The following is a 17,305-nucleotide window of genomic DNA, read 5'->3' on the forward strand; positions in this document are numbered from 1 at the left end:
CGGATCGGACGGCCTTGATCAGGCGCCGTGCGACTGCGGGCGCAGGTAGCCCGCGATCGACTGCACGGTGGGCCGGCGCACCACCTGACGCAGCGACAGCTGCTCGTACCCCTGGGCGCGCAGCAGGTTGACCAGCCGGGCCAGCAGCAGCGAGTGGCCGCCGCAGGCGAAGAACTCGTCGTCCGGGCGCGGCCAGCCGCCGCCGATCACCTCGCGCCAGGCCGTGGCCACGACCAGCTGCTCGGCGTCGTAGTCCTTCGGGTCGGCCTCGGCCGCGGTCACGGCCCGGGCGAGCAGCGCCGTACGGTCGACCTTGCCGGTGGCGGTGAGGTCGAAGCGCTCCAGGACGGTGACGGAGTCGGGCACCATCGGCTGCGGCAGGATCGCGGCGATCTCCGCGCGCACCTGGTCCGCGTCGGCGGTGCCGGTGACGAAGGCCCGCAGGCAGGGCCGTTCGGCCCGCCGGTCCAGGACCACCACGGCGTCGCGCACCCCGTCGCCGCGCCGGGCGGCGTGCTCGATCTCGTGCAGGTCGATCCGCCAGCCGTTGAGCTTGATCTGGCTGTCGCCGCGGCCGAAGAGCCGCAGCGTGCCGTCCGCTCCGAGCACGCCGAGGTCGCCGGTGTGGTAGCAGTCGACGCGGCGGCCGGCGATCTCCAGCGTCCGGAACGGCGAGTCGCCCTGGTGGCCGGAGAGGTAGCCGACGGCCAGGCCGGGACCGGTCACCACGACCTCGCCCAGGACGCCGTCGGGCACCGGCATGCCCTGCTCGTCGACCACGGCGAGCCCGGCACCGGCGACGCCGGTGCCGACGTGCACGCCGCCGCCCGGGGTCATCCGGCCCGCGGTGGCGGTGGCGGTGGCCTCGGTGGGGCCGTAGAGGTTCCACACCTCGGCCTGCGGGTGCCGGGTCCAGATCCGCCGGAGCAGGTCGGTGTCCAGCGGCTCGCCGCCGAGCAGCACCCGGGCGAGGTTCATCCGGGTGTCCGGGCCGGCGCTCTCCTCTTCGGCGAGCAGCGCGGAGAGGTAGCTGGGCACGCAGTTGAGGGTGACCGGCTCGGCCGAGGCGGCCAGTTCGGCGCGCACCGCGGCGAGGTCCAGGCGGTCCGCGGCCGGCAGCCGGACGCAGCCGCCGGCGTACAGCACGCCGAGGGTCTGCTTGAACGAGGCGTCGAACAGCGGGCTGGAGACGACCGGCAGCGGGGTGGCGGCGACGCGCAGGTCCTCGTCCGCCCAGCGCAGGTAGTTCTCCAGGCTGCTCCGGCGCACGCCGACCAGCTTCGGCACACCGGTGGAGCCGGAGGTGCGCAGGAGGTAGGCGAGGGCGTCGGGCCCGGTGGCGACGGGCTCGGCCAGGCCGGCCGTCGCCCCGGTGGTCACGTCGCCCGTCGCGCCGGCCGTCACGGAGTCCGCCGGCTCGCCCGGCAGTTCGCTCAGCACCAGCGCCCGGCAGTCCGCCGGGAGCAGCGCGGGCTCGGCGCCGGCGCCGACCACGACGGTGTGCGCCCCGGAGCGCGTGAGGGCGTCCGCGATCCGCGCGGCGGGCTCCTGCGGCGAGAGCGGCAGGAAGGCCCCGCCGAGCGCGTTGACGGCCAGCAGTGCGGCGAGCAGGTCGGCGTCCAGATCGGCGAGGACGGCGACGACGCCGCCCACCGGCAGGCCGTCCAGTCGGCCCGCGATCGCGGCGGCCCGGGCGTCGAGTTCGGCGTACGTCCACACCCGGTCGCCCTGTCGGCAGGCGGGTGCCCCGGGCTTGGCGGCGGCGTGCGCGCGGAAGCGGGCGACCAGGCCGTCGGCGGCCGGGGCGGCCAGGCCGGCCTGCAGGCGCTCGGCGAGCTCGGCCGCGTCCTGCTCCGGGAGCAGCCGCAGTGCGGCGAGCGGGGCGTCGGTCCGGTGGACCAGGTCGGTGAGCAGGGCGCTCCACATCGCGAGGACCGCGGCGAGGCGGTCCTGCTGCTCCGGGCCGGCGCTCTCGACGTGCAGCGAGGCCGCGTCCCCCTGGACGCGCAGCGAGAAGACGGCGCGGCCGGCGAGCGGGAAGGACCAGGATTCCAGGCACCAGCCGGCCGGCAGCTGCGGCAGGCCGTGGGAGTCGAAGACCAGCTCGGGGGTCGGGTCGGCCGTGCCGTGGGTCGGGCCGCCGAGCATCGCCAGGGCCTGCTCGTCCTCGGCGCGCTGGGCGCGCACCGCGGCCGGGCCGCCCTGGGTCGGGTCCGGGGCCGTCGCGCAGGGCACGACCTGGGTGAACGGGCCGGGGACGGTGGGCAGTCCGATGGCCTGGCGTGCGTCGCCGGTCCAGCCGAGGCTGCCGGCGGGCAGGCCGATGCGGTGCAGCACGGCGGCCAGCGCGGTGCGGGCGACGTCGGCCGGGGTGGTGGCCGTCTCGGCGGCGAGGGCGTTCAGCCGGGCGAGCGTGGGGCCGGTCAGCGGGCGTCCGAGGGCGACGGGCTCGGCCTCGGGGGCGTCGGTGCGGCCGGGTACGGCGTCGGCCAGCTGCTTCGCCGCTCCCTCGGTGCGGGGGCGGCGGCCCGCCCAGAACCGCTCCTCCTCGGCGAGTTCGCCCTCGCGCAGCATGGCCAGGTGGCCGGGCGCGATCGCCAGGTAGTCGGGGGCGTCGGCGGACGGGGCGCCGGCGGTGCCCAGGCGCTGCGCCACCTCGGCCAGCAGCAGGCTGACGGAGGTGGTGTCCGCGAACATGGCGTCGCAGGAGAGGGTGAGTTCGGGGCCGTCCCAGCTGTCGGTGACGCGGGCGCGGAAGGTGCCGAGGGCCAGCTCGCCCCCGGTCCAGTCCGCGCCGGTCGCCGGGCGCTGGCTGGGGATGCGCAGGCCGGGTACCTCGACCAGCTCGGCGCCGAGCACCGGGGCCGTGGCGAGCGCGGCCGAGAGGGCGGTGCGGACCTGGCCGGCCTGGGCCGAGGGGATCCGGACGGTGAGCGAGAGCCGGCGGTCGCCGGTGCCGAGCAGCGTGCGCTGGATCGGGCCGAGTTCGGTCACCCGGGCCTCGGCGGGGGCGAGGGCGGTGTCCTGGACGGTGGTGGTCATGCCTGGACCCCCTGGGTGGCGAGGTAGGACTCGGCGATCTTCAGCAGGATGCGGCGCGGGCCGCTGAACGGGCGGCGGCCGTGCGCGGCGAGCATGTTGTCGACGACGAGCACGTCGCCCTCGCGCCAGTCGAACTGCACCGCGTGCTGCTCGACGATGTCGTTGACGACGGTGATCGTCTCCGCGTCGATCTCCGAACCGTCGCCCCAGTACACGTTGTTGGGCCACAGCTGCTCGTCGGTGTCCTCCGGCGAGGTGGACAGGGCGTCGCGGATCCCGCTGTCCATCCGGGAGATGTGGAAGCCGTGGGCGTAGTTGAACCACACCTGCTCGCCGGTGACCGGGTGCTCGGCGACCGCGGCGCGGCGCTCCGAGGTGCGCAGCCGGTCGTCGCCGATCCACTCGACGGTGCGTCCCTCGCGGGCGCAGACGGCCTCGACCTCCTCGCGGCTCTCGGTCTCGTAGGAGCGCTGCCAGGTGCGGTTGTAGCCGTAGCCGCGGGTGTAGGTCAGGCCGCGCTCGGCGAACTGCTCGCGGATGTGCTCGGGGATGGCGGCGAGGATCTTCCGGTTGTCGGCGATCGGCGTCTGGCCGCGGTCCTGCGGCTCGATGTCGCACTGGAAGAACAGCAGCATCGGCCAGTCGTTGGAGTAGCAGAACTCGCTGTGCAGCCGGATGTCGAGCTCTTCCGGGTACTCGCTGGCGGTGTAGGTGTTCTGGCCGACCCGGCTGCGGATCGCGGCGCCGCCCTGGTACTCGACGAGTTCGCCGCTGAAGGCCTGCACCACGGCGTCGAAGTCCGGCCGCTGCGCCGAGCGGAAGAGCAGGGCGCCGTGGCGGTGCAGGTCGGCGCGCAGTTCCTCGCGGTGCGCCGCGATCCAGGCGGGCAGGTCCACGTCGGACTCGGATTCGAGGACGAGCGGCAGCTGCTCCTCGTTGTAGGTGGTACGGCGCACCAGCTCCGGGTCGGCGGCGCCGCGCGGGGTGCGCGACTCCAGGCCGGCGAACTTGGCGATGGGCATGGCGGGACTCTCCTGCGGTGGTGATGGGGGGTGGCTGTGACGGGGGTGGGACGGGGACGGAGTGCTCGCGGTGGGGCGCGGGCGGTCAGTCCTGCGAGGAGTCGGGGAGGCGGACCGCGACGTTGGTCGCGGCTCCGGCGGAGCGGTTGACCACGCCGGCCGTGCGGCCGGGGGCGTGGCGGACCATGCAGCCCGCGGGGCGGTCGCCCATCACGAACGGGCTGACGACCGCGTTGCTGTCGGTGCTGACCATCGATCCGGTGGCCGGATCGTGGAAGTCCATGGGGATCGGGTCGGCGTCGGTGGCGCGCTGCAGGATCCAGCCGCCCTCGGCGACCGCCCGGTCGAGCGCCCGGCGCCACTGCTCCGGCGCGCTGCGGGCGCCGAGGTGGACGCCCTGGCCGGCGAAGCCGCGGGCCGGCTTGAGGACGAGCGTTTCGCGGCGCCGTACCGCCAGGTCGAGGAGGTCGACCCGGCTGCCCTCGAAGTCGGTGGTCCCGGCGAGGACCTGGCGGGTCCACGGCAGCACCTCGTCGAGGAACGCGCGGTCCGCGGCTTCGAGCGGCACCGAGCCGTCGGAGAGCCAGGCCAGCAGGGTCTTGTCGGACAGCAGCGCGGAGGCGGGGGACGGCAGCAGCGCGACCCCGGCCTGGGCGGCCCGCTCGACCGGCTCCAGCGGCACGCCCATGCGGCGCCATTCGGACGGGATGAAGTGGCAGGACAGGACGGGGTGTTCGGCCTCCCGGCCGCCGTCCAGGTCCTCGGGTTCGACGAACGCCGCGTCGAACCCGATCGAGCGCAGGTGGTCGACCTCGATGCCGAAGTAGCGTGCGCCGGCGATGTTCTCCTCCCGGGCGGTGCCCAGGATGCCGACCTTCGGCGGCACGCCGAGCCGGGCGCAGACCTCGCGGTAGACCTCCGCCTTGGCGGCGAGCGGGTCCACGGCCGAGGCGGCGCCGGCGGGCCCGAGCAGCCCGGGGTAGAGCTTCGCGTAGCTGCGCAGCAGCAGGTGGCTCTTCATCACGCCGCCGAGCGCGCCGCCGAAGTTGCACTCCAGGAACTGCGCGCGGCCGCCGCTGAGCAGCGCGTCGGGCCGGGCGAAGAGTCCGGCCGAGGCGGCTTCGAGGGCCGGGTCGCCGAAGGGGCGGTACTCCTGCGGGCCGAGGCCGAGCGCCGCGGCGAGCCGGGTGGCGTCGGCGGCCCGGCTCCGAGCCGCGTGCTGGACCAGGCGGACGAAGCGCACGGCGTCCTCGGCGAGCCGGTCGTGCACCGCGGCGTCCAGGAGCGCCGGCCGCAGGCCGACCGCCGCGCCCGGCAGGGCGACGGGGTCGTCCCGCAGGTCGTCGGTCAACTGCCGCGCGGTCCGCTCCGGGTCGGCAACAAGCAGGGCCATTCAGGCACCTCCACATCATGCAGAGCGACGCGCCGACCGGGCGGCGGCATCGGGGGAATTCCGGCGGGCCGGGAATGGTGCGGCGGCCGCCGTGGAGATACGTCGAGATACGTCTGGATACCTCGGGATACCTCACGGGAAAACGGGTGCGGTATCCGTCGGGGTATTTCCGCCGGCGAATTCCGCAGCGGCTTCCGCGTATCGCCACTGTGGCACCCCGGGCGGCGCGGACGCCACATCTTCCGTTGGCACCACCCGGCCTTTGCAGCATGCGGCCATCCCCGAGACCAGCTCTGACCTGGGCTTTCATCGAACCGACCAGGTTCGCGCCGGCCTTGCAGCGGGCTTTCGCCGGTCTTTCGCCGGCCTCGGAACCCGCCGCGGGCGGCCCGCGCCGAGTCCTCTCCCGCACCCCGAGTCGATTTCCCTTGACAGCCGACGCATTCGATGAATAGCGTCCTCGATGCCTAAGAGACAGCGTTGCCATTTCCCTTGTCCGACGCCGGTCGGCCCGTATTCCCAGCGGGCGCGTGGACTTCGTCCGCCCCATCTGAGCACCGGTCAGGCATCGTTTCCGGGCCCGAACCCAAGGAGCGCCCATGCTGCACTCACCGCTGACCGCGGGCCTGCCGCCCGCCCAGGACATCGCCCCGGCCGAGGTCCACCCGCGACTCGCCCGCCACCTGCTCGTCGACGGCTACCCGTTCGTGCTCGACCTCGAACGCAGCCGCGGCTGTTGGCTGGTCGACGCGGTGACGAACGAGGCGTACCTGGACATGTACACCTTCTTCGCCTCCAGCCCGCTGGGCATCAACCCGCCGGACGTGGTGGAGGACGAGGAGTTCATGCGGGTGCTGGCCGCGGTCGGCGCCAACAAGCCGGCCAACTCCGACCTCTACACCATGCACCTGGCGCAGTTCGTGGAGACCTTCGCCCGGGTGCTGGGCGACCCGGAACTGCCGCACCTCTTCTTCGTGGAGGGCGGCGCCCTGGCCGTGGAGAACGCGCTCAAGTGCGCGTTCGACTGGAAGAGCCGGCACAACGAGGCCCGGGGCCGCTCCCGCGACCTGGGCCGCAAGGTGCTGCACCTGACCCGCGCCTTCCACGGCCGCAGCGGTTACACCATGTCGCTGACCAACACCGACCCGGCGAAGACGGACCGCTACCCGGCCTTCGACTGGCCGCGCATCGACGTGCCCGCGATCCGCTTCCCGCTGGAGGACCACCTGGCCGAGGTGGAGCGGGCCGAGGCGCACGCGCTGGCGCAGGCCGCCGCCGCGTTCGAGGCGCACCCGCACGACATCGCCTGCTTCATCGCCGAGCCGATCCAGGGCGAGGGAGGCGACAACCACCTGCGCCCGCAGTTCCTGCGCGCCATGCAGCAGTTGTGCCGCGAGCACGACGCGCTGTTCGTGCTGGACGAGGTGCAGACCGGCGTGGGCCTGACCGGCGGAGCCTGGGCCTACCAGCAGCTCGGCCTGGAGCCCGACATCGTCGCCTTCTCCAAGAAGGTGCAGGTCGGCGGGATCATGGCCGGGCGCCGGGTGGACGAGGTGCCGGACAACGTCTTCACCGTCAGCAGCCGGATCAACTCCACCTGGGGCGGAGGCCTGGTGGACATGGTGCGCTCGCGGCGGATGCTGGAGGTCATCGAGCGCGACCGGCTGATCCCGCGCGCGGCCGTGATGGGCGGCTACTTCCTCGACGGCCTGCGCAAGCTCGCCCGCCGCCACCCCCTGCTGGTGTCCAACGCCCGTGGCCGCGGCCTCATGTGCGCCTTCGACCTGCCCGACTCGGCCACCCGCGACGAGCTGCTGCACCGGCTGCGGGTGGAGGAGAAGGTGCTGCTGCTGGCCGGCGGCGAGGCGACCGTCCGGGTCCGCCCCGCGCTGACCGTTTCGGTGGACGAGATCGACGTCGCACTGTCCGCGATCGAGCGCACCCTCTCCGGCATGGCGAAGGAGGTGGCGGCCGTATGAGCACCCGGCTGATCGCCTCCGTGGTCGACGGCGGGCCACTGCCCGAGGACCACCGGCTGCGGACGTACACCTCCACCAACCCGGCGCGCCGCGACGAGGTGGTGGCCGAGGTCCGGCTCGCCGACAGCGCGGGGTTCCTCGCGGCCTGCCGGGCCGCCCGGCGGGCGCAGGGCGCCTGGGCGGACACCCCCGCGCCGGTGCGCGGGCGGGTGATCGCCGCCGCGGGCCGGCTGGTCGAGGCGAACAAGGAGCGGCTGGCCGCGCTGGTCACCCGGGAGATCGGCAAGCCGTACCCGGAGGCGCTGGGCGAGGTCCAGGAGATCATCGACACCTGCGACTTCTTCACGGGCGAGGGCCGCCGGCTCTACGGCCAGACCGTCCCCAGCGAGATGCCCGACAAGCAGCTGTTCACCTTCCGCGAGCCGGTCGGCGTCGTGGCGGTGATCACGGCGGGGAACTTCCCGGTGGCCGTCCCCTCCTGGTACCTGGTGCCGGCGCTGCTGTGCGGCAACAGCGTGGTGTGGAAGCCGGCCGAGTACGCGGCCGCCTCCGCCCAGGCGCTGTACGAGCTGTTCGCGCACGCCGGCCTGCCCACCGGGGTGCTCGACATCGTGCACGCGGACGGCGCGCAGACCTTCGCCGGCCTGGAGTCCGCGCTCGCCGAGGGCTGCGTCGACAAGATCGGCTTCACCGGTTCGACCGAGGTGGGCCGGCGCATCGGCGAGCTCGCCGGCCGCCACCTGCAGACCCCGTGCCTCGAACTCGGCGGCAAGAACCCGATGGTGGTGACCGCGGACGCCGACCTCGACCTGGCCGTGCACGGCGCGCTGTTCTCCGGCTTCGGCACGGCGGGCCAGCGGTGCACCTCGCTCGGCACCGTCCTGGTGCACGAGTCCGTGCACGACGCCTTCCTGGCGAAGTTCGTCCGGGCGGTCGAGGAGGCCGTGATCGGCGACCCGACCGGGCCGGTGCTCTACGGTCCGCTGCTGGCCGAGCACTTCGCCGAGCGCTTCGAGGAGTGCCTGGGCTGGATCGCCCCGCACCACGGGGTGCACGGCTCCACCGCGCACGGGCGGATCACCGGTGACCGGCCGCGCGCGGGCTTCGTCGGCGACCCGGAGGCGGGTCTGTACTACCACCCGACCGTGGTGGACGGCGTGCGCCCTGAGGACCGGCTCTTCCAGGAGGAGACCTTCGGCCCGCTGGTCGGTGTCGCCTCCTACCGGAGCCTCGACCAGGCGATCGAGCTGGCCAACGCGCCGGGCTACGGCCTGTCCGCCGCCATCTACACCCGTGACCCGCAGGCGGCCTTCGCCTTCCGGCGCGGCGTGCGAGCGGGCATGATCAGCATCAACAACTCCACCTCCGGGGCCGAGGCGCACCTGCCCTTCGGCGGCAACGGCCGCTCCGGCAACGGTTCGCGTCAGTCCGGCGTCTGGGTGCTGGACCAGTTCACCCGCTGGCAGTCGATGAACTGGGACCACTCGGGCCGGCTGCAGCGCGCCCAGATGGACACCGGCGTGCTCGAACCCGACCTGGGCTACCGGCTGCCGTGACGAGGGGCGGGGGCCGGGGCGCACACCGCCCCGGCCCCGGCACCGCAACGGCTCCGGACCACGACGGCCCCGGACCGCAACGCCCCCGAGCCCGAGGGGCCGCGCGCCCGAACGAGAGGATCAACCGGTGACCGAGAACCAGACGGACCGGGCCGCCCGCGCCGCGGTGGCCGTCGCGGCCGAGTACGGCCTCGCCGTCACGCGGCCCGTCGTGCTGCGCGACGCCAGCAACGTCCTCGTCCGGCTCGACCCGCTGCCCGTCGTCGCCCGGATCGCCGGACTGATGGCCGGCCTGCGCGACGGCACCGGGGAGTGGCTGGCCCGCGACGTCGCCGTGCTGGCGCACCTGGACGGCCGCGATGCGACGCGCCCCTGCCCGCCCCCGCTGCCGCCCGGGCCGCACCACCGGGACGGGCTGGTCCTCACCTTCGCGGCCCTGGAGCATCCGGACCCGGCGGCCGCCCTCGACCCCGAGGAGCTGGGCCGCTCCCTGCGCAGGCTGCACGCCAACCTCCGCGACCTGCCGATCCCGCTGCCGGCGCTCGGCCTGGTCGAGGAGGGGCGCGACTGGCTCCGCGGGCTGACGGCCGAGTGCGGGCTGACGGCCGACGAGCTCCGGCGGCTGTCCGACCGCTACGACGAGGTCCGCGCGGCCATCGCCGACGCCGCCCCCGAGGCCCAGCCGCTGCACGGCGACGCCCACGCGGCCAATGTCATGGCGACCCCGCGCGGGCTGGTCTGGACGGACTTCGAGGACGCGGCCTCCGGGCCTCCGCTCTGGGACCTCGCCTGCCTCGCCGCCCGGGCCCGCGCGCTCGGCACCGGCGAACGCGGCTACGGCGTCGACTGGGCCGACGCCGCCGTCCGCGCCTACGGAGCCGACCCCCGGGATCCGCTGCTGGACCTGCTCGTCACGGCCCGCACCCTCGCCGTGGGCGCGTGGGGCCTGGCGGTCTCCGACGCCGCCCCCCGCATGCGGGCCGCGAGCCTCGCCCGGGCCCGATGGATCCTCACGGATCCGAGCGGCCGGAAGTAGGCCGACGAAGCTCCGTGCGCGTAGCGACAGCATTCCAGTCGCATTCCAGCACAATGGCGAATCGGCGACCGGGAATTCCCCCGATCGCCGATTCACCGTTCACCTGACGATCCATCAAGAATGCTTCTATTCAAGCACATTGACGACGATCAGCTGCTCTCAGTTCGCCACCAGCCAACCGCAGGCCATGGCCCGGGCGCCCGCTTCGAAACGGCTGCGCGCGCCCAACTGCTGCATGATTTCCGCGGTGATCCGACGGCAGGTGCGCACCGAGACGCCGATCTTGCGGGCCACCACCTCGTCGGTGAAGCCCTCCATCATCAGCTGGACCACCGCCTGGTGCTGCGGCCCCAACTCGGGCTGCCCCGAGTCGTTCCGGGCCGACGCGCGCCCGGAGACGAACGGCGTGGCCTCGGACCAGACCCGTTCGAACAGGTTGGCCAGGGCCTCCACCACGCCGGCGCCGGTGAGCACCAGGACCCCGCTGGTGCCCCGGGTCGGGTCCACCGGGACGAGCGCCACCGTGCGGTCGTAGACGATCATCCGCGGCGGCAGGCAGGCGACGGTGCGCACCTCGCCGCCGTGCTCGTCGAGCCAGCGCGCGTACGAGACGGTGGCGGGGTCGTTGCGGACGCTGTCGAGGTAGACGTACCGGACCCGGACGCCGCGCTCCAGCGCCAGCCGGTCCAGCGGGCGGGCGGCGTCGAGCTGCTCGGGCTTCTGTGCGCCGCCCGGTGCGAAGACGGCGATCTCGCTCTCGCAGCTCATCGCCTGCTCCTCGATGTGCGCGAGGATCTGGTCGGCGCCCATCACCCTGACCGCGCCGCCGTCCACGTCGGGCGCGCTGCGGGTCGCGTCGTCGATCAGCCGGGTCACCGCGAGCCGCGAGGCGACCAACTGCTTCTGCAGTTCCAGCAGTTCGTTCTCCTGCTGGAGCAGCAGCTGGCGCAGGCCGACCTCCGGCTTGACCATGCGCAGCTCACCGGACTGTTCCACGGAGGGGCGTACCAGCGACCGCCGCGCCAGGTCGTCCAGGGCCGCGACGACCCGGTCGACCGGCCAGCCCAGGCGTTCGGAGATCTGCTGCTTCCGGACCCCCGGTTCCGCCAGCATCTCCCGGTAGACGAGCTCCTCGTCCTCCTTCAGACCGAACAGGCTGAATTCCATCTCGTGCCCCCGTTCAGGCGTACGTTCCGCCTCCACAATCGCGGCCACCGTAACAGAACGCAGTGAAACCGCAACAAGCCCTGTCCTGATGCTGCAAACGCAACACGCTGTCAGCTCCGGGGGCAGACAGCGGGCCGGTGACCGGGCAAAGCTGGGATCCGAACGGGGGAACAGCGCCGACGGCATTCATCACCATTTCCCGAATTTCCCGTTCTGAGAACACCACGGAGGAATAGCATGTCCCGTATTTCCGCTTCCGCCCGTTCCCTCGGCGGCTGGGCCCTCGCGCTGACCGTCGGCGCCGTGATCGTCGTCTCCGCCGGCTCGGCCGTTCCCGAGCAGTCCCCGGCGCCCGCCGCCTCCACCGCCCAGGCCTCCGGCGCCCAGGTTTCCGGCATCGGCATCGCCACCGAGGCCGTCGTGATGGCCCCGAACAACACCTGGGGCGACTGAGCGACGGCCGGACCACCGCGAGCTCGTCGTGTACTTGGTGCACGTCCGGTTCACCGCGCGGGGATCGACCTTCGACCCGCGGGAACTGGACCTCCGCATCCGAGAGCGTTCGACGGTCGAGGACTCCCTCGAACACGTCTACGTGCAAGCGCGTGGGCGCACCGCCGTCGTCGTCCTGTTCATCGCCAGAGACCGGGTCGAGGCCGCCGAGTCCGCCGCGACCGGCCTGGCCTCCCGCTGCGCGGCGGACTACCCGCCGCAGGCCGGTGTGACCGTCTCCCCCGGCCGGGCCTCCCTCGCCCCCGACATCGCCGACACCGTCCTACTCGACGACTGACCGGCCGGAGTCCCCGGGCCCGGCCCACCCACCCCCACCCGACGCCCCGTCCGCCCCGACGACCCCGGGCACACCGCACCGCGGAAGAGCTTCAAGGAGCGCACAGTTGGAACAGTCATCTGCCGAGGTCCTGCTCCTGGGCTGGTACGAGCCGGCCCTGACGGCGCTCACCGAGCTCGGGGCCCACGTGGTGAACGTCCTCGACCCCCGGGACCTGCACAAGGCGCGGGCGCTGGAGCCCAGTGACGCCGTCCGGTTCCTCACCGTGCCGGACACCCGCAGTTCCGAGGAGGTGGTCTCCGGTCTCGCCCGGCACGGGCTCACCCTGTCGGCGTTCTCGCACGTCTGCTCGATGCGCGAACTCTCCGTGGTGACGGCCGCCGTGCTGGCCGCGGTCGGCGGCTGCGCGAGCCTGGACGTGCCGACCGCGATCGCCGTACGGGACAAGTTCGTCCAGAAGCAGCTGGTGCGCGCCGCCGGGGTGCCGGTCACGGCGTGCCGGGTGGTCGACCTGCTCACCGACCTGACGGTGGACGGCTGGGACCGCCCGGTGGTCGTCAAGCCGCTGGCCGGCGGCGGCTCCCGGGACACCCACGTGCTGGCCGACCCGCAGTCGCTGGCCCGCCTGCTGGCGGAGGCCCCCGAACCGCCGCGCGGCCCCTGGCTCGTGGAGGACTTCGTGGCGGGCACCGAGCTCCACGTCGACGGGGTGGTCCGGGCCGGCCGGGTGCAGTGGTTCGCGGTCTCCCGGTACCTGACCAACGTCATCGACATCAAGGCCGGGGTGCCGGTGGGCTCCGTCGTGCTGGAGCCGGCCGGGCATCCCGGGCTGTACGCGGCCACCGAGGCGCTGCTCCAGGAGTCGCTGGACGCCCTCGGGCACCGCGAGGGGATCTTCCACCTGGAGATGTTCGAGCGGGACGGCGCGTTGACGTTCAGCGAGTGCGCCGGCCGGGTGGGCGGCGCCATGATCCGGGAGTCGATCCGGTACCGCTTCGGGGTGGACCTGCCGGGCGAGTGGGCCCGCGCGGCCCTCGGCCTGCCGATGGCTCCGGTGCCCGCGGACCGTCCGGAGGTCTGCGGCTGGATGCAGTTCTCCGCTCCGGCCGGCCGCGTGGTCGAGGTGCCCGACGTGGCGGCGGTCCTCGCGCAGCCGGGCTGCGTCGAGGCGATCGTGAGCCTCACCAAGGGCGCCACCGTGCCGGACATCAGCGCGGCCTCGAACCTCAAGGCGGGCTCGGCGCTCGTGGTCGGGGACACCGAGGAGCAGGTGCAGGCCCGGATGCTGGCCCTGAGCGACTGGTTCGCCCGGTCGGTGACGACCGAGGCCGAGCCGTGTCGGCCGTCGTGACCACCGCCGTGCGCCGGGCGCTGTCCGGGTTCTCGATGCTGCCGGACCGCGGCCCGGGCCGGACGCTGTTCTGGGCGACGGTGGTCAACACCGTCGGCACCGGCATGTATCTGACCAGCAGCGCGCTGTTCTTCGTCCGGGTCGTCGGGATGTCGCAGACCCAGGTCGGTCTGGGCCTGACCGTCTCCGGGCTGATCGGCCTGCTGGCCGGCGTGCCGGTCGGCCGGCTCGCGGACCGCAGCGGCCCGCGCCGGGTGTACCTGGTGATGCTGGGCGCGGAGGCACTGGCGATGGCGGCCCTGGTCCTCGCCCGCTCCTTCACCACCTTCGTCCTGCTCTGCTCCTGCATCTCGCTGGCGGCGACGGCCAGTGCGGCCGCGCGCGGCCCGCTGGTCCGGGCGGTCGGCGGTGAACGGCCGACGCACCTGCGTTCCTGCCTGCGTTCGGGCAGCAACCTCGGCGTCGCGCTGGGCGGGCCGCTGGCGGCGCTGGCCATCGGCTCCGGCACCCGGACCGGCTACGAGCTGCTGATCCTCGGCAACGCCGTCACCTTCGCCGTCTGCGCGGCGATGGTCAGCCGCCTGCCGCACGTGCCGCCCGTCCCGCCCGGTGGCGCGGACGGGCAGCGGCGGGCGGGCGTGAGCCGGCCGTACCTGTGCCTGGTCGGGCTCAACGCGGTGATGATGCAGCAGTTCCCGGTCCTGCCGCTGGTGCTGCCGCTGTGGATCTTCCTGCACACCCGCGCCCCGCACGCGATCGTGGGGGTGATCGTGCCGCTCAGCACGGTCCTGGTGGTGCTGCTCCAGGTGCGGATGTCCCGGGGGATCGACTCCCCCGCGGCCGCGGCCCGGTTCATGGCGCGCTCCGGCTTCGCGGTGCTGGCCGGTTTCGCGCTGATGGGCGCCATGGCGGCCCTGCCCGGGTGGCTGGCCTCGGCGGTCCTGGTGCTCGCCATGGTGGTCTACACCTTCGGTGAGATCTGGTACTCCGCGGCGAGCTTCGAGCTGAGCTTCGCGCTGGCCCCGGCCGAGTCGCAGGGGCGCTACCAGGGCGTCTTCTCGATGGGATCGGGGATCGGGCGGGTGGTCTCGCAGTCCCTGGCGACGCTGCTCTGCCTCGGCCTCGGTTTCGCCGGGTGGATCCTGCTCGGCGTGCTGATCCTCGCCGCGGGCCTCTCGGCGGTGCCGACCACGCGCTGGGCGCTGCGGACCGGCCCGGGCGACGAGCCCGCGCCGCTCCCGGGGGCGCAGCAGGTGCCGGCCGGCGCCCGCTGAGCCGCCGTACCACTGGACTGCGAAACCGCTGAACCACCTCCGAACGAGCGCCGCGGGTCTGCCGCCCCCCTGCAGACCCGCGGCGCTCGGTGCCCGGTCCGGTCACACGCCGACCCACACCCCGAGGCGGTTCGCCCGCGGCAGCAGCGCCAGCAGTTCGGGCGAGCCGCCCACGATCGTGGGGTGGCCGACCTCCTGGAGCATCGGCAGGTCGGAGACGTGGTCGCCGTAGGCGTGGCAGTCGCCCGGGTCGATGGCGGGACGGTCGGCGAGCAGGGCGCGGACGGCCTGGCGCTTGCCCTCGCCGATCATCGGCGGTCCGACGAGCTCGCCGGTCAGCACCCCGCGCTCGACCGCGGGCTCGGCGGCCAGCACGTGGGTCGCGCCGAGTTCCTCGGCGAGCGGGTGCAGCAGCGCCGCGAACGAGCCGGAGACCAGGGCCAGTTCGGCCGAGGCCGCGCGGTGGCGGTGCAGCGCGGCGACCGTCTCGCCGATGAAGAAGCCGTGCTTCTCGCGGCGCCGCAGGTACCAGTCGTGCGCGGAGTCCTGGACGTCCGCGAGGCGTTCCCCGCGCCAGGCCGCGTAGTAGCGGCGGTTGGCCTCCTCCCGTGGGCGGCCGGCCGCGACGGTGGCGTCCAGGTCGGCGCGGACGGCGGCCGCGTGGCGCCGGCCCTCCGGTCCGTGGCGTTCCGCGAAGTAGTGGTCGAGGAATTCCAGCGGGCTCCGGCAGCGGATCACCGTCTCGTCCACGTCGGCGAAGACCAGGTAGCCGGCGCCGTCCGGCCCGCGGCGGGGCGGCGTCATCGCCCGGCCACCGCGGCGGCGTAGGCGTCCGCCGCCGGTTCGAGGCGCAGCGCGCCGTGCGCGGCGACGGTGTGCACGTCCCGCCAACAGCGCTGGAGTTCGCCGCCGCGCTCGCGGGAGTGGATTCCGCCGGTGCGGAACAGTCGCTCGACGGCGGTGACCAGCAGCTCGACGGCCACCGCGGTGTCGCGGCGGTTGGCGGCGACGGCCTGCGCGAGGGCCGGGGCGTCGGTGGGATCGGTGCGGTCGGCGCGGTCGGCGGCGGCGTCCAGCAGCAGGCCGGCCGCGTTGGTCTCGGCGGCGGAGCGGGCCAGTGCGTACCGGGCGGCGGCGTCGGTCTCCAGCGGTGCGGTGTGCGGGGCCGGTCCGGTGGCCCAGTCGGTCCAGGCCGCGAGGGCGTGCCGGGCGGCGCCGAGGGCGGCCGTGGCGAGCAGCGGCGGGCCGCCGAGCATGGCCGGGAGGGTGTGACAGTGGGCGCGTCCCTCTCCGGGCCGGCCGGCGAGCAGCTCGGCGAGCGGGACGGTGCGCCGGGCGGGCACCCAAGCCCCGTTCACCACCACGGAGTTGCTGCCGGTTCCGCGCAGCCCGGTGGAGTCCCAGGTGTCGAGGACGGTGACGTCCTGCACGGGGAGCGCGCAGACCCGGGCGACGGGCGGGGTGCCGCGGCCGGCCTCGCCGGGGCGGCCCGCGGGGTCGGGGACCTGTTCGACGGCGGCGAGCAGCACCCAGTCGGCGTGTTCGCCGCCGCTGACGCAGGACCACTCGCCGTCCAGCCGCCAGCCGCCGTCGACGGGGGCGGCGGTGCCCGCGGGCGGGGTGAGGCCGGCGGCTATCCGGACGTCGGGACCGGCTCCCCAGAGGTCGCGCTGCCCCGGCTCGGGCAGCTGGGCGGCGAAGCGGCCGTGGGCCGCGTACAGGCCGGCGCACCAGGCAGTGGAGGCGCAGGCGGCACCGAGTGCGGCCGTACGGTCGACGGCTTCCCGGTAGCCGCCTGCCGTTCCGCCCCAGCGCCGGGGGACGAAGTGCCGTGGGAAGCCGGCGCCGGTCAGGGCATCGGTCAGGGCGGAGGAGAGCCGGCCGGTCTCGTCCGCCGTGCCGGCCTCGGCGGCGGCGAGGGCGGTGACCCGGGCCAGGGGGACGGGCGGTGGCCCGGCCGGCGGCGCCGGAGCCGGTGCGGGCGCCAGAACGTCGGTAGCGCTCATGGTCGTGTGCCTCTCTCGGTCGACAACCCGGCCGGCGACTGGAGGAAGCGTCGGAACGGGTGTAAAAATTCCTTCATGCAGGTATCTTTGTACCGTGATTCCTCGGTTCGGAGGTAAAGAGTGGTCCGCCAGGCTCGCGCACTGCGCACGCACGACCTGATCGTTGACGCTGCCGCGTCAGAATTCCTGCAGCGAGGGTTCGCGTTGGCCAACCTGCAGCGGGTGGCGGATCGGACGGGCCTGACGAAGGGCGCCCTCTACGGGCACTTCCAGTCCAAACAGGCGCTCGCCGACGCCCTGGTGGCACACCTCGAAGAGGTGCTCGCCGAGGTGCTGACGACGGCCACGCAGGCCGCCGACGGCACCCCGGTGCGGCTGAGTCGGCTGGTCACCGCGGTGGCCGAGCAGATCGAGGCCGACGCCCGGGTGCGGGCCGGCCTCCGGCTGGTGCTGGAGGAGGGCTGGAACAGCGGCGAGGCCCCCCAGGTGCTGGAGAACATCCGCGGGATCGCGAAACAGCTCGCGGTCCACGCCGACCAGCCCGAACCCGCGGCGGATCTCGCGGTGGTGGTGCTGCTGGGCGCCTGGGTGAACTCCTGCTGGCCCGATGCGGCGCACCTGGTCCGCCGGGTGGACGACATCCGGCAGCTGATCCCCGTCCTGTCCGGCACCGAGTGGTGACCGGGACC

At 74.2% G+C, this 17,305-nt stretch carries 14 protein-coding genes; 8 read left to right on the forward strand and 6 right to left on the reverse strand.

What is annotated here, in order from left to right; all coding sequences use genetic code 11:
- Window positions 1–18 precede the first annotated feature (18 nt).
- The 3 genes from CRP52_RS06690 to CRP52_RS06700 all read right to left on the reverse strand — a co-directional run bounded on the left by CRP52_RS06690 (window position 19) and on the right by CRP52_RS06700 (window position 5,457).
- The gene (locus CRP52_RS06690; RefSeq protein ID WP_097235554.1) at window positions 19–3,042 is read right to left on the reverse strand and encodes an AMP-binding protein; all 3,024 of its coding nucleotides are present in this window, start codon (window positions 3,040–3,042) and stop codon (window positions 19–21) included.
- Entirely contained in the window at window positions 3,039–4,064 is a 1,026-nt protein-coding gene (locus CRP52_RS06695) for a TauD/TfdA family dioxygenase (RefSeq protein ID WP_097235555.1), read from the reverse strand. The genes CRP52_RS06690 and CRP52_RS06695 overlap by 4 nt, the downstream gene beginning before the upstream one ends.
- An 85-nt stretch (window positions 4,065–4,149) precedes the next feature.
- Window positions 4,150–5,457 carry a hypothetical protein gene (locus CRP52_RS06700; protein ID WP_097235556.1) on the reverse strand — a complete coding sequence of 436 codons (1,308 nt, stop codon included), beginning with the start codon at window positions 5,455–5,457 and terminating at the stop codon, window positions 4,150–4,152.
- A gap of 599 nt (window positions 5,458–6,056) precedes the next feature.
- On the opposite strand from CRP52_RS06700, the gene lat reads away from it, so the two are divergent.
- From lat to CRP52_RS06715, 3 genes are all read left to right on the forward strand, one after another.
- Window positions 6,057–7,436 (forward strand): L-lysine 6-transaminase, encoded by a 1,380-nt coding sequence (gene lat / locus CRP52_RS06705; protein ID WP_097235557.1) that lies wholly within the window; start codon window positions 6,057–6,059, stop codon window positions 7,434–7,436.
- Entirely contained in the window at window positions 7,433–8,992 is a 1,560-nt protein-coding gene (locus CRP52_RS06710) for an aldehyde dehydrogenase family protein (protein ID WP_097235558.1), read from the forward strand. Before lat ends, CRP52_RS06710 begins: the two co-directional genes overlap by 4 nt.
- A gap of 127 nt (window positions 8,993–9,119) precedes the next feature.
- Window positions 9,120–10,028 (forward strand): phosphotransferase, encoded by a 909-nt coding sequence (locus tag CRP52_RS06715; RefSeq protein ID WP_097235559.1) that lies wholly within the window; start codon window positions 9,120–9,122, stop codon window positions 10,026–10,028.
- A 159-nt stretch (window positions 10,029–10,187) separates the two neighbouring features.
- Here CRP52_RS06715 and CRP52_RS06720 read toward each other — a convergent pair whose 3' ends face one another.
- On the reverse strand, window positions 10,188–11,195 hold the full coding sequence (locus CRP52_RS06720) for a hypothetical protein (protein ID WP_097235560.1): 1,008 nt from the start codon (window positions 11,193–11,195) through the stop codon (window positions 10,188–10,190).
- 237 nt (window positions 11,196–11,432) lie between these two features.
- Between CRP52_RS06720 and CRP52_RS06725 the strand changes: the two genes are divergently transcribed.
- The 4 genes from CRP52_RS06725 (at window position 11,433) to CRP52_RS06740 (ending at window position 14,610) form a co-directional block, all read left to right on the forward strand.
- A complete protein-coding gene (locus CRP52_RS06725; RefSeq protein ID WP_097235561.1) occupies window positions 11,433–11,648 on the forward strand; it encodes a hypothetical protein in 216 nt (71 codons plus the stop codon).
- Between the two features lie 28 nt (window positions 11,649–11,676).
- A complete protein-coding gene (locus CRP52_RS06730; protein ID WP_097235562.1) occupies window positions 11,677–11,985 on the forward strand; it encodes a hypothetical protein in 309 nt (102 codons plus the stop codon).
- A gap of 106 nt (window positions 11,986–12,091) precedes the next feature.
- Window positions 12,092–13,336: a hypothetical protein gene (locus CRP52_RS06735; protein WP_097235563.1), complete on the forward strand. Its 1,245-nt coding sequence runs from the start codon at window positions 12,092–12,094 to the stop codon at window positions 13,334–13,336.
- Window positions 13,321–14,610 (forward strand): MFS transporter, encoded by a 1,290-nt coding sequence (locus CRP52_RS06740; protein ID WP_097235564.1) that lies wholly within the window; start codon window positions 13,321–13,323, stop codon window positions 14,608–14,610. The genes CRP52_RS06735 and CRP52_RS06740 overlap by 16 nt, the downstream gene beginning before the upstream one ends.
- Before the next feature lie 102 nt (window positions 14,611–14,712).
- Here the strand turns inward: CRP52_RS06740 and CRP52_RS06745 are convergent, their stop codons facing one another.
- Window positions 14,713–15,414 (reverse strand): HAD family hydrolase, encoded by a 702-nt coding sequence (locus CRP52_RS06745; protein WP_097235565.1) that lies wholly within the window; start codon window positions 15,412–15,414, stop codon window positions 14,713–14,715.
- Entirely contained in the window at window positions 15,411–16,616 is a 1,206-nt protein-coding gene (locus CRP52_RS06750; RefSeq protein WP_097235566.1) for an acyl-CoA dehydrogenase family protein, read from the reverse strand. Before CRP52_RS06750 ends, CRP52_RS06745 begins: the two co-directional genes overlap by 4 nt.
- Before the next feature lie 120 nt (window positions 16,617–16,736).
- Here CRP52_RS06750 and CRP52_RS06755 point away from each other — a divergent pair, with 120 nt between their 5' ends.
- Window positions 16,737–17,297, forward strand: coding sequence for a TetR/AcrR family transcriptional regulator (locus CRP52_RS06755; protein ID WP_097235567.1), 561 nt, complete (start codon window positions 16,737–16,739; stop codon window positions 17,295–17,297).
- Window positions 17,298–17,305 lie beyond the last annotated feature (8 nt).

The sequence above is a fragment of the Streptomyces sp. 1331.2 genome (assembly GCF_900199205.1).
Classification (GTDB): domain Bacteria; phylum Actinomycetota; class Actinomycetes; order Streptomycetales; family Streptomycetaceae; genus Kitasatospora.

Bases quoted from the DNA above. Each gene is read 5' to 3' on its own strand.
- CRP52_RS06690 (WP_097235554.1), bottom strand. From the start codon at position 3,042: ATGACCACCACCGTCCAGGACACCGCCCTCGCCCCCGCCGAGGCCCGG.
- CRP52_RS06695 (WP_097235555.1), bottom strand. From the start codon at position 4,064: ATGCCCATCGCCAAGTTCGCCGGCCTGGAGTCGCGCACCCCGCGCGGC.
- CRP52_RS06700 (WP_097235556.1), bottom strand. From the start codon at position 5,457: ATGGCCCTGCTTGTTGCCGACCCGGAGCGGACCGCGCGGCAGTTGACC.
- lat (WP_097235557.1), top strand. From the start codon at position 6,057: ATGCTGCACTCACCGCTGACCGCGGGCCTGCCGCCCGCCCAGGACATC.
- CRP52_RS06710 (WP_097235558.1), top strand. From the start codon at position 7,433: ATGAGCACCCGGCTGATCGCCTCCGTGGTCGACGGCGGGCCACTGCCC.
- CRP52_RS06720 (WP_097235560.1), bottom strand. From the start codon at position 11,195: ATGGAATTCAGCCTGTTCGGTCTGAAGGAGGACGAGGAGCTCGTCTAC.
- CRP52_RS06725 (WP_097235561.1), top strand. From the start codon at position 11,433: ATGTCCCGTATTTCCGCTTCCGCCCGTTCCCTCGGCGGCTGGGCCCTC.
- CRP52_RS06745 (WP_097235565.1), bottom strand. From the start codon at position 15,414: ATGACGCCGCCCCGCCGCGGGCCGGACGGCGCCGGCTACCTGGTCTTC.
- CRP52_RS06750 (WP_097235566.1), bottom strand. From the start codon at position 16,616: ATGAGCGCTACCGACGTTCTGGCGCCCGCACCGGCTCCGGCGCCGCCG.